We start from the raw sequence: 14475 nt of genomic DNA, 5'->3' as shown, positions 1-14475 counted from the left end.
TTCTATTTCAAAGCAGCAGCCGTCATAACAGTCACTTTATTTATGCTGCCGTCTGTGCTATTAAAAACAGACAGCTGCTATTTTACACCTCTTTGTAGTCAGCGTCAACTACATCATCACCATATCCGGCTTCATTGCTGCCTGCAGCTCCGCCCTGGGATGCGCCTCCCATATCCGGGCCTGCTCCTGCAGCTCCACCCTGTGGATTCTGTGCCTCATACATCTTTGCAAAAAGCTTCTGAGCGCTTTCCATCATCTTCTCCTGTGCAGCTTTGATATCAGCTACCTGAGAATCTGTAACTTCATCAGGATTTGTGCATTTTGCAAGGATATCTTTCAGTGCATTCAGATCAGACTCAACTGCTGCCTTATCATTGGCATCAATCTTATCTCCTGCTTCTTTCAGGGCATTCTCAACCTGGAATACCATGGAATCTGCATTGTTCTTGGTGTCGATTGCTTCTTTACGTTTCTTATCCTGTGCTTCAAACTCAGCAGCTTCTTTTACTGCCTTGTCGATATCGGACTCGGACATATTAGATCCTGCTGTAATGGTAATGTGCTGCTCTTTGCCTGTACCAAGATCTTTTGCAGATACATTTACGATACCATTGGCATCAATATCAAATGTAACCTCGATCTGCGGAACACCACGACGTGCTGGCGGAATACCATCCAAACGGAACTGTCCAAGGGATTTGTTGTCTTTTGCAAACTGACGCTCACCCTGTACTACGTTAATGTCTACGGCAGTCTGATTATCTGCTGCTGTAGAGAAGATCTGGCTCTTCTTTGTAGGAATGGTTGTATTTCTCTCGATCAGCCTTGTAGCGATACCACCCATTGTTTCGATAGAAAGTGACAGCGGAGTAACATCCAGAAGAAGGATATCACCTGCGCCTGCCTCTCCTGCAAGCTTACCACCCTGTACGGAAGCACCAAGTGCAACACACTCATCCGGGTTAAGGGATTTGCTTGGCTCCTTGCCAGTCAGCTGACGAACCTTATCCTGAACAGCAGGAATACGTGTAGATCCACCAACCAGAAGTACCTGACCAAGCTCAGATGCTGTAAGGCCTGCATCTGAAAGTGCACGGCGAACCGGCTCAGCGGTCTTCTCAACCAGATCATGTGTCAGCTCATCGAATTTAGCTCTTGTAAGGTTCATATCGAAATGCTTCGGGCCTTCTGCTGTAGCTGTGATGAACGGCAGGTTGATATTGGTTGTTGTTGCAGAAGAAAGCTCTTTCTTTGCTTTCTCAGCTGCTTCTTTCAGTCTCTGGAGTGCCATTTTATCGTTGCTTAAATCAACACCCTCGTTCTTCTTGAACTCGGAAAGCATATAGTCTGTGATCCTCTGGTCGAAGTCATCACCACCAAGACGGTTGTTACCTGCTGTGGAAAGAACCTCGATAACGCCATCACCGATCTCAATGATAGAAACATCGAATGTACCACCGCCAAGGTCATATACCATGATCTTCTGCTCTTTTTCATTGTCAAGACCATAAGCAAGAGCTGCTGCTGTAGGCTCGTTAATGATACGTTTTACATCAAGACCTGCGATCTTACCTGCATCCTTGGTAGCCTGACGCTGTGCATCATTGAAATATGCAGGAACTGTGATCACTGCCTCTGTTACAGGCTCGCCTAAGTATCCTTCTGCATCTTTTTTCAGCTTCTGAAGGATCATAGCGGAAATCTCCTGTGGAGAATACTTCTTGCCCTCAATATTTACACGATAATCTGTACCCATCTCTCTCTTGATAGATGAGATTGTCTTCTCTGCATTTGTTACAGCCTGACGTTTTGCAGGCTCACCTACCAGACGCTCACCTGTCTTTGTAAATGCAACAACAGACGGTGTTGTTCTGGATCCTTCTGTATTTGCAATAACGGTAGGTTTTCCACCTTCCATAACTGCTACACAACTGTTTGTAGTACCTAAATCAATACCAATAATCTTACTCATGATAATTCCCTCCTGATCAATTTGCAACTTTAACCATACTGTGTCTTACAACAAAATCTTTATAGGTATATCCCTTCTGGAATACTTCTACTACTTCATTAGTACCTGCATTTTCATCCTCTACATGCATCACTGCATTATGGAGGTTCGGATCAAACTCTTTGCCTTTGGCCTCGATCTCCTTAACACCCATCTCATCAAGAGCGGTCATCAACTGTTTGTAGATCATCTTCATGCCGTCTGCAAAAGCATCTCCCTCTGGAGCCTGTGCAAGTCCTCTTTCAAAATTATCCACAACCGGCAGGATCTTTTCAACAATATCTCTTGCCCCGATCACATACATGCTGGCTTTTTCTTTTTCCGTTCTTTTACGGAAATTATCAAACTCAGCCATGTTTCTCTTTAAACGATCGGTAAGCTCTTCCACCTGCTGTTCAAATTTATCTTTTTTCTTTTTTCCGAAGAAAGAAGTCTTTGTCTTTTCTTCCGGTTTGGCATCTTTTTTTTCTGGTTCTTCTGATGCTTCAGCCTCTGGAACTTCTTTATCCTCTTCTTGGGAAGATTCTTTCTCTGTATCCTCAGCCTCAGCTGCTGTCTCTTCTTCGCTGCCGTCAGTCACCGGAATCTCAACTGTTTCTTCTGTAGCTTCGGTTTCTTTCTTTATATCTGACACGCTGTCAACCGCCTTTCTATGTTTTCTTATTTACTGCTTCATCAAGATGAACCTTAAGCTTCTTCAAGCTGTCCACAACATTCTCATAATCCATACGCTTAGGTCCGATGATACCGATGGTCCCATGCATCCCATTACCCAGCTCATAAGTGGCAGTTACAACACTGCAATCCTTCATGGTCTGGATGGGAACCTCATCACCGATGTACACCTGAACACCTGTGCTTTCCTGATCACCCATACTCTCACGAACCATATCTGCCAATTCCTTCTTATCCTCGAAAGTGGAGATCAGCTCGCTTGCTCTGGACTTGTCAGCCAGTTCCGGATATTTAAAAATATTGGTGGTTCCTGATGTATATACTTCCAGATCTTCCTCATCCACCTGAATGGTGGCTGCCACTGCATCTAATACGGTAGCTACCACACCACTGTGGGTTCCTGCCTGCTCCTTCAGTCTGGCGATCATACCAAGATTGATATCCTGGATAGGAACTCCGTTCAGGTTGGTATTCAGAAGAAGGTTTAATTTCAGAATAGTCTGGTCATCCATCTCTTCGTCCAGATCAATGATCTGATTGCGGATCACATTGCCTTCACAAACAACAACTGCGATCAGCTGGTGTTCACTGACTCTGGAAAGCTGAATGAATTTCAACCTGCTTCCGCTGTACTGTGGAACCGTGATCATAGTGGCATAATTAGTATTGGCTGCCAAAACCTTGGCAACCTTCTTTAATACCTTATCCATCTTATCCGTGTTCTCTATCATCATCTCACGGATCTCTGCGATCTCTGATTCCTTTTCCCTGGTCAGTTCATCTACATAGAGACGGTAACCTTTATCAGATGGGATCCTTCCTGCAGATGTATGAGGCTGAACGATATATCCCATATCGGTCAGGTCTGACATCTCATTCCGGATGGTTGCTGAACTTACATTCAGATCTGGATATTTGGAAATTGTTCTGGAACCTACCGGCTCACCTGTTTCCATGTATGTTTTGATGATTGCTTTCAGTATTTTCTTTTTGCGCTCATCTAATACGTCATCCATGAATGTTTGCTCCTTTCCCATCTGCTTTGTTAGCACTCAACATAATGGAGTGCTAACATCTATGGTCTTAAGATACACCTGTTGTAAAAGTTTGTCAATATTTTTTACAAAAAATTTGTGTGAAAATTTGGTGATGTTTTTTCTGTAAAAATACAGCCAAACTCCTGATTGAGAAATAGGCACAAGCGGCTTATAATACAATTACATAATAATAGCAAAGGAAAACATCTCAATGGATTTAAAAAAGAATTATAATAAACATCTGACCCGCTTTGCAGGACTAGCTGCCGGATTTCTGATCCTTTTGCTGGCCTTATTCCTTTCTCCTGCTGTTCCGTGTTCTGCCGGCATTGCATCTGTTTCCTGGCGTGTTACACAGTACGGCGATGACCATGCCGGAAAGCAGTCCATGTTCTACACCATCAAAGGCAGTAATGGCCGACTAATCGTGATTGATGGCGGCTGGGCAGATCAGGAAGCCTTTGTCCGTAAGACCATCCAAAGTCTGGGCAGCAAAGTTGATCTGTGGATCATCACTCACCCACATCCGGATCATGCCGGTGCTTTTATCAAAATCTTTTCTTCTCCTGGGAGATATCCGGATCCGAAAAGTGATCGCTCCTAAGATCAATGACAGTCGCTACCATAAATATAAACACAGCTGGGATGAATATCCTGTGTTTCAGCAGTTTATGAAATTAATGTCCGGCACCTCCAAGATCCACTGGAAAGGAGCTGGTGACAGCTTCCGTTTTTCTGGACTGAAATTCCAGTTTTTCAACGGCTACAGCAGCACCCTGACCAATACTACCAAAGACATCTGTAACGGTTCCTCCCTGGTATTTAAAATATCCGGCAGAAAAACCAGCATGCTATTCACAGGAGATATTCTCACAAAGGTAGGCAGACGGCTGATCAATACATATAAGAAGCAATTAAAATCCACCTATCTGCAGGCGCCGCACCACGGCAATAATACAGGTCGTTATTCCTTCTATAAATATATCGGTGCTGATATCACTTTTGTGGATGCTCCTGCTTTTCTCCGGACTTATCCTGCAGTAGCCCGTAATCTTCAAAATATAAAGGCACTTGGCGGACAGGTATATACCTACAACAGCTCCAGACGAAGCGTTATCATTCACTGAAAATTGCAGGGAGATTTGGGATTTCCTGTAAGATCAGGAAATGACCGGTCAGATGTGTTTACACCTGCCGGTCATTTTCATAAAATCTTTTCTAACATGATACCAGTCACCAGAGCTCCTGGGCTATGGTACCTGTAAATTATTTCATGCTATGCACGTTTACCGCTCCATCTCTGTGTGAAATTCCTGATTTTCATGCTCTTTTATAATATTTTCGATTTCTTTCAGATTTAGGGAAGTCACATCTCCTGGAATGGTATTCTTTGCCGCACCGCTGGCATTTCCGAAACGCAGTGCCTTTTCGCAGCTACCACCTTCACACAAAAGTCCGTACAGCACTCCGGATACATAGGCATCCCCGCTTCCGATCCGGTCAATCACCTCGATATTCTCATAAGGATCATCTGTATAGAATCTGTCTTCTTTCTTATTATATAAAACAGAACCAAAGGTATGGCGCCGTGGGCTGTGAACGATACGCCTTGTTGAAGCAACCACAGACAGATCGTATTCTGCGGCAAATTCCTTCATCATTTCCTGGGCAGTTCCTTCTTTATGAAAAGTAAGCCTTGCAGTATCCTCGGAGCAGAAAAAGATATCCACATAAGGAAGCAGCTCTTCCACACATTTTCTGGCTTCTTCCCCACTCCACAGATTGGCTCTGTAATTCACATCAAAGGAAATCATGGCACCCTTTTGCTTAAACCGTTTCATCATATAAACGGCTGTCCGCCTGCAATTCTCCCCAAGGGCAGTGGTAATACCGGAAGTATGGAAACATCTGCAGTTTTCATAAATCTCATCCGGAAAATCTTCCGGAAAGATCTTATTTATCGAAGTGTTTTTCCGGTCATATACTACCCCAGGTTTTCTTGGATAGGCTCCGTTTTCATAATAATAAACTCCAAGGCGTGCATCCGGATCCCGGTCATAGATCAGGTAATCGTCACTGACCTTACTGTACCTTACTTCATTTCTGGCAAACATTCCCACTGTATGGGCAGGGATCCTGGAAATGATCCCTGTCCGAAGACCAAGAAGGGAAATTCCGGAAACTACATTCAGTTCTGCACCGCCCATTCTTTTTTCAAAGGTACTGCTGCGTACAATCCGTTCATTTCCAGGAGGCGATAATCTGAGAAGGATCTCTCCCAGTGCCAGCACATCAAATTGATTTTCCATTTTTTTCTCCACTTTTGGAAGGATTACGCCTTCTGAACCAGATGTACCGCAAATCCGCCTACTTCTTTTTTAAGATAAATGGCACTTATCTGATCTCCTTTATACTTTGCTGTGCTGTAATCAAATTCATACCCCTGTCCTTCCAGATAATGGATGGCACGCTTCACACTGTCTTGGTACCGATGGCAATGTGTCCTTTTTCCCCAAGATAAGGAGATTTCATGGCTTCCAGGGCTGCGCCTGCAAAAACAGAACTGTTTCCTTTTTTCTTTGCAAAGCCAAACAGGCTTTCAAATGCACCTGCCACTTCTTCTGCCTCTGCTTCATCCTTACAGTTTACGCCTACATGCTTCAGTTCAAAGCCCAGCATGGTCATCACCGCTTCCCTTGTCAGATCACGGATCTTGTCAAAATTGCCTGCTTTTACAAGGTCTTTGCTTACCATCCAACTGCCGCCACAGGCAAGGATCTTTGGAAATGCAAGATACTGGTTCAGGTTTCCTGCATTGATTCCTCCGGTAGGCATAAATTTCATCTTTGTATAAGGTGCTGCCACTGCTTTGATCATGGCCAGACCTCCGGCTGCTTCTGCCTGGAAAAACTTTACCACATCCAGGCCAAGATCAATGGCTGCTTCAATATCGCTTGGATTACAGGTTCCCGGGGTTACAGGGATCTGCCTGTCCACACAGTATTTCACTACTTCTGGATTTAATCCTGGACTTACAATAAATCTTGCTCCTGCATCTACTGCCTTCTGTACCTGTTCCACAGTCAGCACAGTACCTGCACCTACCAGCATATCAGGGAATGCCTTTGAAATGGCACGAATGGATGCTTCTGCTGCTTCTGTACGGAAAGTCACCTCTGCACAGGGAAGACCGCCTTCACACAACGCTTTAGCAAGAGGTACTGCATCCTCTTCATTTTCTAACACAACAACCGGTACAATTCCAATTTTCTCTATCTGTTCTAATACTGTATTCATATTTTCAAACCTCCTGTTCTTCCATCAGCACTGCCCGTACAGGTGCTCCATCGCATCCGTCAAATTTTGCCGGAAATGCCATCAAACAATAATCTCCATCTTCCACATGGTCAAGAATCACATTCTCCACAATGGCGATTCCTGCTGCCAGTATCATAGAATGAATCTGTTTTTCATTATCCAGTGGTGCTACGCTCCATGCATCTGTAAGAATGGTTGTGATTCCACAATCAATTAGATACTGGGCAGCGGTTGCATCCATATAGGTAAAGCCTTTCCCGTGAATAGCTATTTTCTTTATCCCATCCAGCTTTCCTTCCAGATCTTCTTTTTTCAAAATGGATTTTTCCGGAAAGGTAAGCACCCGGCAGGAACCGTAATACAATTCCAAAGGCATCTGTTCCACACTTGATCCACCATCTACAAAATGACAGGTGGCATCCACATGCGTGCCTGCACTGAGTATTTGTCCGGATATGGCTGAAATTACTGTCATATCCTTCACTGATCTTATTCACTCTTGTTACTTCCGTCTTAAAGGAACCAGGATAGACAGGAGCTTCGCTTAAATTTCTTGTAATATCTATTAATTTCATATACATCCTCCTTTACACTCTTACCTGTTTTTCTCTTGCATACAGGGCGATCAGAATCAGGATCATGGCTCCCTGCCCGATAATCCGAAAGCCTTCTGCTACTTTTACAATTTGCAGGAAATCAGTAAATACCGTCATGATCAGGGCACCTGCAGCAGAGCCAAGATAGCTTCCTTTACCACCTGTGATAGATGTTCCTCCGATAATAACGGCTGCAATCACCTGCGTATCATAATTTGCACCTGCATTCAGGTAGCTTTCTCCTGTATAACCGATCAGGAAAAAGCCTGTCAGTGCAGCTACCACAGCAGAAACAATATATACACTGAAAATAATGCCATGCGTATTTGTTCCTGAAAACTGGGTTGCTTTCGCATTACTTCCAACAGAATAGATTCTTCTGCCATAGGGTGTTTTATGCAGAGTAACCATTGCAATTACTGCAAAAATCACCCAGACAATCACTATATAAGGAACTACTCCCATAAAATTCCGGTTACTGATGGTACTGATCAATGGTGCTGTCCGGCCTTTCGGTGTTCCCTTTGTATAAATCATATATGCACCTTTGGTAATAGTACTTACTCCAAGAGTCATAATAAAAGGTGGGATATTCATAAGGCATACCCCTGCGCCGTTGATAATGCCGATGATAAGACCAAGAATCAATACTCCGATCAGAGCTTTTCCTATATTTTCATCTTTTCCCATCATCAGCTGTGCTGCCAGAATATAGGAAAAGGAAATCGTTGTGGGTATGGATAAGTCAATACCTCCACTTAAGATTGCAATCGTCTGGGAAATGGCTGCCATTCCCATAAAGGCTGCCAGACGTATAACCCCCAGCATATGGCTTCCTTCCAGATACCCTGGAGAATACAACTGTGCCAGGAGCAGCATGACCACAAGCAGGATATATACCATATATTTATTCAGATTTTCACTTATTTTTTTCCCTGGTGCTGTCAGTGTACGTGAATTCATCGTTATTTCCTCCTATCCGGTTTATTTACGGCGTCTGGATTCCAGACATCCGATCATCAGTGCCAGAATCAGAACGGTTCCCTGACATGCAAACTGATAATAATTATTCACGCCCAGAAGATTCAGAGCATTGTTAATCAGGTAAATAATAAATACTCCGGCAACAGTTCCTACAGTTTCTCCTACAGCTCCAGTCATCAATGTACCGCCAACAACGGTTGCGGTAATGGAATATACTGCATAGTTAGAACCAATATTCGGGTCTGCGGAATACATGCGGACGCCCAAATAAATGCCTCCAAGTGCACAGTAAAAACCACTGAGAAGATAGGCCATAAACTTTGTTTTCTTTACATTTACACCGGAACCAAAGGCTGCACTTTCATTACCTCCAACTGCCCGTATTGCCTTTCCCATAGATGTCATATTTGTAAAAATCGTGGTGATGATCACCATGAGCACTATCAGGAAAAAGGATACCGGAAAACCTCCGATCTTATAATTGATAAAATCTGCAAATGCATAATTTACAGAACCTCCTGGAATCTCCATAGCCAGAAGTGCGATTCCGTTAAAGATAGAACATGTTGCAATGGTAACTATGATTGCCGGAAGGCGAAGCCTTGCTACGCAAAAGCCATTTAATGCACCGCCCAGCATACAAGCTGCAATAGTTGCAGCCAAGGCAAGAACCAGTCCGCCGCCGGAAGGATATTTTGTCATGATGGCAATGCTGATACAGTTGGCCATGCTCACCAATCCTGAAATCGACAAGTCGATACCGCCGGTCAGAATAACCAGCAGCTGTCCCATGGAAACAGCCAGTAAAGTAACAGAGCTTTCAAAAAGGTTCAGGAAATTATACGGGGTAGCAAAATTTTCATTTGCAAAACTCATGATCACAATCACTGCGATCAAAAACACCCAAATAAAACACTGATGAAAATACCGATATTTAAAATCCGCTCCACGAAGCCGGATTCCCTTTGTTTCCTGCTCATTCATTGCCTTCACCACCTTCCTTTGTGCCAAGTCCCATTGCAAAACGCATAATTTCTTCTTCATTGATCCGATCACCAGTTAGCTGTGCACAAACATTATTTTCATACATAACCAGCACCTTGTCACTCATTCCGATCACTTCCATAAGGTCGGTCGAATACATGATCACTGCTGTTCCTTCACTGGCCAGATCACGCATAATATAATAAAATTCTCTTTTGCTTTCCACATCAATCCCTTTGGTAGGCTCATCAAAAAGAATAACCTGTGGATGGATTGCCAGTTCTTTTGCAAGTACCACCTTTTGCTGGTTTCCTCCTGAAAGCTCCATGGCATCCTGTTCCATATGACTCATTTTGATGTTCAGTTTTTCTTTATAACCGGATACCAGCTTCTTTTCTGCCTTTTTATCAATCAAAAATCCCAGTTTTTTACGTTTATCAATACTTGCCAGTGCAATATTGCTGCGGATGCTCTGATCAAGCAGCAAGCCTTCCTGTTTACGGTCACTTGGAACCAGTGCGATTCCATTCTTCACTGCTGTTTTACTATTTCGGATATGTTTTTTTTGTCCTTTCAGTATGGATTCACCACTATAAACATGGTGCATACCTGCAATAGAATTAATAAATTCTGTTTGCCCATGTCCCTGAAGACCTGCGATTCCAATAATCTCATTTTTATGGATTTCTATATTGATAGGTTGTCCATCAGGGGTAAAGGTGTAATTTTTCAGTTCAAAAATCACTTCACCTTCTTCAGTTTTTTCCGGATGCGGTGGAAAGATATTCTGTAATGTACGACCTACCATCATACGGATCAAATCATCCATTGTAATGTCCTTCATATCACAGGAAGCCACATATTTTCCATCCTTAAATACAGTCAGTTTATCTCCCACCTCAAACATTTCACCCATTCTATGGCTTATAAAAATCAGGCTTTTTCCTGCTTTTGTAAGCTTTCTCATTATGGAAAAAAGTGTGTTTACTTCATGTGTTGCTAGTGCAGAAGTAGGCTCATCCAGAATGATAATGTCCGGATTTCTTACAAGAATTTTCAAGATTTCAACCATCTGCTTCTGCCCCACTGAAAGCCGGTCTACAATTGTAGACGGATCCATGTTGATCCCATATTCCATCATACAGTTATTCAGTTTTTTCAGTTGTTTTTTCTTGTCAATCAATCCTGTTTTTTTCTGTTCCCTGCTAAGAAAAACATTTTCAAAAATCGTAAGCTCATTAATAAGGGTCAGCTCCTGGAAAACCATGGCGATTCCGGATTCCTGTGCCTCCTTCGGACTTCCAAACTCTACTTTCTTTCCATTAAGGGTGATCGTTCCATCATCTGGTTTGTAAATACCAGCCAATATTTTTAAAATCGTACTTTTTCCAGCTCCGTTTTCCCCTGCAAGAATGTGCACCTTCCCTTTTTCACATTCAAATTGTACATCATCTAAGGCTGTTACTCCGGAAAAGGTTTTTGTAATGTGTTCCATTTTCAAAACGCATTCTGCCATGATATTCTCCCTTCCAAAATCTTGTAAAAAGGCTGCCGCCTTGAACTTTTCAGCTAAAGCGGCAGCCTCTTTATCTGCTGTTAATCTGTGTTATTCAGAAAATAATTTTTGCAGATTCTCTTCAGTAAGCTGTGTATCACACCAGAAGGAATCCGGAAGGTCATCTCTGTACAGATCATTAATATCGTCAGATGTAATTGGTGCTCATTTCCAAGGCACTGATCAAATTCAACATCCTTGCCATCCAATGCATCGATCAATGTATTCAGTGCTGTAACACTGATGGTTGCCGTATAGTTAGGTGCTACGCTGTCAAAATCATCTGTTCCCAGATACTGGATCCATGTTTTGATATAACCGTTTCCAGCCTCTCCTGACATAGGAACAAGCTTTTCTTCCGGCTGCTACAAAATGCGTCTACAGCACCCTGTGTCATAGCACCGCCCTGTGACCATACTGCATCAATTTCAGGATTTGCAGAAAGAGAGACTTTCTGTTGCAGCTTTTCCCTTTGCATAATCCCATTCTCCGTATGCTTCACCTACGATTTCAATATCCGGATACTGGAAGAATACTTCTTCAGCACCCTGCCAACGGTCGTTAGATACGGAATTACCTGCTGTTCCATTAAGAACAATGATTTTTCCTTTTCCATCAATCTTATCTACGATAAATTCCGCTCCGATCCGACCAAAATCTTTATCTGACTGATAAACTTTTGCAGTTAAATTATCTGTATCTGCCAGTGAATTGTAATTTACAACCTTAATGCCTGCATCCATGGCTTCTTTGATAACTCCATTGGCCGCAGTAGGATTAACGGTTGCGATCAGGATACCATCCACGCCCTTCGCAATCATATCCCGCATATCACTTACCTGTTTAGATGCATCGTTATCTGCATTTGTCTCATAATACTCAGATATAACACCCTGCTCCTTTAGCTCGTCAGCTGCCTGCTCAAATTCTGCAACCATCTGTACACGCCAGGTCTCATTCAGACTGCAATTTACAAATGCGATTTTGTATCCCTCTTTTTCATCGGCATAAACTGCTGTTGTACCGCCGGCTAACCCCATTGCCATTGCTGCTGCAGATACCAGACATACTACCTTTTTTGCATTCATTTTGTTCCCTCCTGTGGTTTTAATAGTTTTTGTTTTGCCCTTGATCATCAGTTTTATGTCTGTATCTAAGATAGCATTTGTACTAAAAAAAGTACATGAACTTTGATTTTCAATCCTTTCAAAATCATTTGATTTCATTCAAAATCATCGTAACTCTGTTACAAGTTTTTTATATTCTGAAGGAGAATATCCTGTAACTTTTTTAAAGGCAGTACTGAAATATGCAGCAGTATCATACCCTACCTTCATTGCAATCTCATATGCCCGAAGATCTGTATGACGCATCAATTCCTTTGCCTTTGCAATACGAATCTGGATCAGGTAATCTGTAAATGAAACCCCTTTTTCATTTTTGAATATCACACTGAAATAACTGGTACTCATATGCACGTGCTTAGCCACACTGTCCATAGAAAGTTCTTTCTCCATATAATGATTCTCAATATAATTTTCTGCCAGTGCAATTAATTTGTAATACTTATGGTTGTTATTTTTTTCCATTGCGTCAACTACACAAGTAATGGTTTTTCTTAGATGATCGATAGCTGCCTCCATACTTTGCAAGGAAGCAATCTTCTGGTATTCCTCCAGGGAATTAATTCCCAGATCTGTCTCGCTGATCTCCAATTCATACAATTCACTAAACAGCTTTGCAAAAATATTTCCTGTAATGATCTTCATATACAGATAGGATTTTCCGCCGATTTCCAAAAGCTGTGTCTGCATTTCATCCAGCATCAGGTTTACCCTATCCCTGTTTCCCTGCTTGATCATGGACACCATCTCGTTTACATTCAGCACAGAATCAAACTCCCTGTCTTCCCCCTCCTTGGGCTTATGTGCGATCTTCTTATAGAAAATATTGGAGCCTGCAGGATATACAAAACGCTCCTGCAGGGCTGCCTGGGCTTCATGATAGGCCTTTGACAGGCTGGAAATACTGGTATAGATATTGCTGCAGGCTATGGTCACTGATTGATCCTGGAAGCTTTTCTCTTAAAGGCTCCCCTAACATCTGCAATATAATTATTACGCACTGTACGCACATCTGCAGCTGTTTCCCCCAGCACATAACAGCCAGTCATACCCAGTCTTTTTTCAAAGGCCGTTACATTTTCCCCATATTTTCTCATACATTTATAAAAAATCTCATTGATTTTTTTCTGTTCTTCCTCAGCCAAATGAAAAGCCAGATATTCATAATTATCGATACTTGCAATCAGCACACCACAGGATGTATCCTGAATCTTTTCATAGCTTTCTGTCCCAAAGCGTTCCATAAAAGTATGCAGACCTTCATAAATCAGGCACTCCATCTGGTTTTCCTGAAAATACCTGTCTCTCTGATCAGTAATATTCTGCTGCTCTTTCAGACTGTCCAGTTCATTTACTACTTTTTTCAACTCTGTGATCAGTTCCTGCTCATCCACAGGCTTTAAAATATAGTCAGATGCCCCTGCTTTTATTGCTGTCCTGTGCATATTTAAAATCATCATACCCACTGATCACAATCACACGGGTATTCAAATTTTTCTCCCTTGCATATCTGGTCAGTTCCAGTCCGGTCATATAAGGCATACACACATCACATACAATAATATCTGGCTGGAACTGGTCCACCATTTCCTTTGCCCGTAGTCCGTCATAACAGAATCCACACATATAAATCCCCAGTTTTTCCCAAGGAATAAAATGATTCGATCCCTGTGCAATAATCTCATCATCATCACATAAAATCGCTTTATACATGCTGTTTCCTCCCATTTTTCAGCTTTCGTATTCCTGTATTTTGGGAATAACCACATTAACAGTTGTTCCTTCTCCCTGCTTGGATTCGATACTCAGTCCATACTGGGTTCCAAAATAAATCTTAATTCTCTCTGTTAACATTCTGCAGTCCATAACCTCCCTCTTTTTCTGTAACAAGCAAGATACATCTTCTTCCCTTTTTGCCTGCACCTGAATACTTTCACGCAGTCTTTCCAACTGCTCTTCGGACATCCCCTGTCCTGTATCTTCTACTCGGAATGTAAGAGTATCCTTCCCCATGATCAGAGATACATGAATATGGATGCTGCCATGTTCCGCACTCATCCCATGATAAATACTGTTTTCGACCAGTGGCTGCAGGATCAGCTTCAGGGTGTAAAAATCCTTGTATTCCTCAGGTACATCCACTGTATAAGTAAACTTTCTGCTGTAACGCATGGATTGGATCTGAAGACAG

Annotated in this window: 16 protein-coding genes and 1 pseudogene; 2 read left to right on the top strand and 15 right to left on the bottom strand. The window is 42.4% G+C overall.

The features are described from left to right. Positions 1-82: 82 nt before the first annotated feature. Genes dnaK through hrcA form a run of 3 tightly spaced genes read right to left on the bottom strand, consistent with a single transcriptional unit; the run spans position 83 to position 3702 of the window. Complete coding sequence (gene dnaK / locus R1Y93_RS01600; protein ID WP_500821390.1) at positions 83-1972, bottom strand: molecular chaperone DnaK; 1890 nt, start codon at positions 1970-1972, stop codon at positions 83-85. Between the two features lie 16 nt (positions 1973-1988). Further along, positions 1989-2645 (bottom strand): nucleotide exchange factor GrpE, encoded by a 657-nt coding sequence (gene grpE / locus R1Y93_RS01595; RefSeq protein WP_500821389.1) that lies wholly within the window; start codon positions 2643-2645, stop codon positions 1989-1991. A 16-nt stretch (positions 2646-2661) separates the two neighbouring features. After that, positions 2662-3702, bottom strand: coding sequence for a heat-inducible transcriptional repressor HrcA (hrcA, locus tag R1Y93_RS01590; protein WP_500821388.1), 1041 nt, complete (start codon positions 3700-3702; stop codon positions 2662-2664). 232 nt (positions 3703-3934) lie between these two features. Here hrcA and R1Y93_RS01585 point away from each other — a divergent pair, with 232 nt between their 5' ends. Together R1Y93_RS01585 and R1Y93_RS01580 are read left to right on the top strand one after the other, a co-directional pair. Further along, positions 3935-4327: an MBL fold metallo-hydrolase gene (locus R1Y93_RS01585; protein WP_500821387.1), complete on the top strand. Its 393-nt coding sequence runs from the start codon at positions 3935-3937 to the stop codon at positions 4325-4327. Next, on the top strand, positions 4263-4850 hold the full coding sequence (locus tag R1Y93_RS01580; protein ID WP_500821386.1) for a ComEC/Rec2 family competence protein: 588 nt from the start codon (positions 4263-4265) through the stop codon (positions 4848-4850). The genes R1Y93_RS01585 and R1Y93_RS01580 overlap by 65 nt, the downstream gene beginning before the upstream one ends. A gap of 159 nt (positions 4851-5009) precedes the next feature. Here the strand turns inward: R1Y93_RS01580 and R1Y93_RS01575 are convergent, their stop codons facing one another. The 12 genes and pseudogenes from R1Y93_RS01575 to R1Y93_RS01520 all read right to left on the bottom strand — a co-directional run. After that, positions 5010-6032: a sugar kinase gene (locus tag R1Y93_RS01575; protein ID WP_500821385.1), complete on the bottom strand. Its 1023-nt coding sequence runs from the start codon at positions 6030-6032 to the stop codon at positions 5010-5012. A gap of 23 nt (positions 6033-6055) precedes the next feature. Continuing rightward, positions 6056-7020: pseudogene (locus tag R1Y93_RS01570) on the bottom strand (bifunctional 4-hydroxy-2-oxoglutarate aldolase/2-dehydro-3-deoxy-phosphogluconate aldolase). A gap of 4 nt (positions 7021-7024) precedes the next feature. After that, positions 7025-7516: a cyclase family protein gene (locus tag R1Y93_RS01565; RefSeq protein ID WP_500821384.1), complete on the bottom strand. Its 492-nt coding sequence runs from the start codon at positions 7514-7516 to the stop codon at positions 7025-7027. Positions 7517-7628: 112 nt separating this feature from the next. Further along, the gene (locus R1Y93_RS01560; protein ID WP_500821383.1) at positions 7629-8600 is read right to left on the bottom strand and encodes an ABC transporter permease; all 972 of its coding nucleotides are present in this window, start codon (positions 8598-8600) and stop codon (positions 7629-7631) included. 21 nt (positions 8601-8621) lie between these two features. After that, positions 8622-9605 (bottom strand): ABC transporter permease, encoded by a 984-nt coding sequence (locus R1Y93_RS01555; protein ID WP_500821382.1) that lies wholly within the window; start codon positions 9603-9605, stop codon positions 8622-8624. After that, the gene (locus R1Y93_RS01550) at positions 9598-11121 is read right to left on the bottom strand and encodes a sugar ABC transporter ATP-binding protein (RefSeq protein WP_500821381.1); all 1524 of its coding nucleotides are present in this window, start codon (positions 11119-11121) and stop codon (positions 9598-9600) included. Before R1Y93_RS01550 ends, R1Y93_RS01555 begins: the two co-directional genes overlap by 8 nt. Before the next feature lie 80 nt (positions 11122-11201). Next, on the bottom strand, positions 11202-11501 hold the full coding sequence (locus R1Y93_RS01545) for a hypothetical protein (protein ID WP_500821380.1): 300 nt from the start codon (positions 11499-11501) through the stop codon (positions 11202-11204). A gap of 87 nt (positions 11502-11588) precedes the next feature. Beyond that, on the bottom strand, positions 11589-12248 hold the full coding sequence (locus R1Y93_RS01540) for a substrate-binding domain-containing protein (protein ID WP_500821379.1): 660 nt from the start codon (positions 12246-12248) through the stop codon (positions 11589-11591). Between the two features lie 144 nt (positions 12249-12392). Beyond that, positions 12393-13220 (bottom strand): AraC family transcriptional regulator, encoded by an 828-nt coding sequence (locus tag R1Y93_RS01535; RefSeq protein WP_500821378.1) that lies wholly within the window; start codon positions 13218-13220, stop codon positions 12393-12395. Next, entirely contained in the window at positions 13217-13729 is a 513-nt protein-coding gene (locus tag R1Y93_RS01530) for a hypothetical protein (RefSeq protein WP_500821377.1), read from the bottom strand. Before R1Y93_RS01530 ends, R1Y93_RS01535 begins: the two co-directional genes overlap by 4 nt. Beyond that, a complete protein-coding gene (locus R1Y93_RS01525) occupies positions 13695-13997 on the bottom strand; it encodes a response regulator (RefSeq protein ID WP_500821376.1) in 303 nt (100 codons plus the stop codon). The genes R1Y93_RS01530 and R1Y93_RS01525 overlap by 35 nt, the downstream gene beginning before the upstream one ends. Before the next feature lie 18 nt (positions 13998-14015). Then, on the bottom strand, positions 14016-14475 hold a 460-nt coding region (locus tag R1Y93_RS01520), incomplete at its 5' end, for a sensor histidine kinase (protein ID WP_500821375.1).

The sequence above is a fragment of the Blautia sp. HA3515 genome (assembly GCF_059933065.1).
The sequence above is the reverse complement of the archived record's forward strand: the minus strand, read 5'-3'. Positions and strand labels throughout refer to the sequence as shown.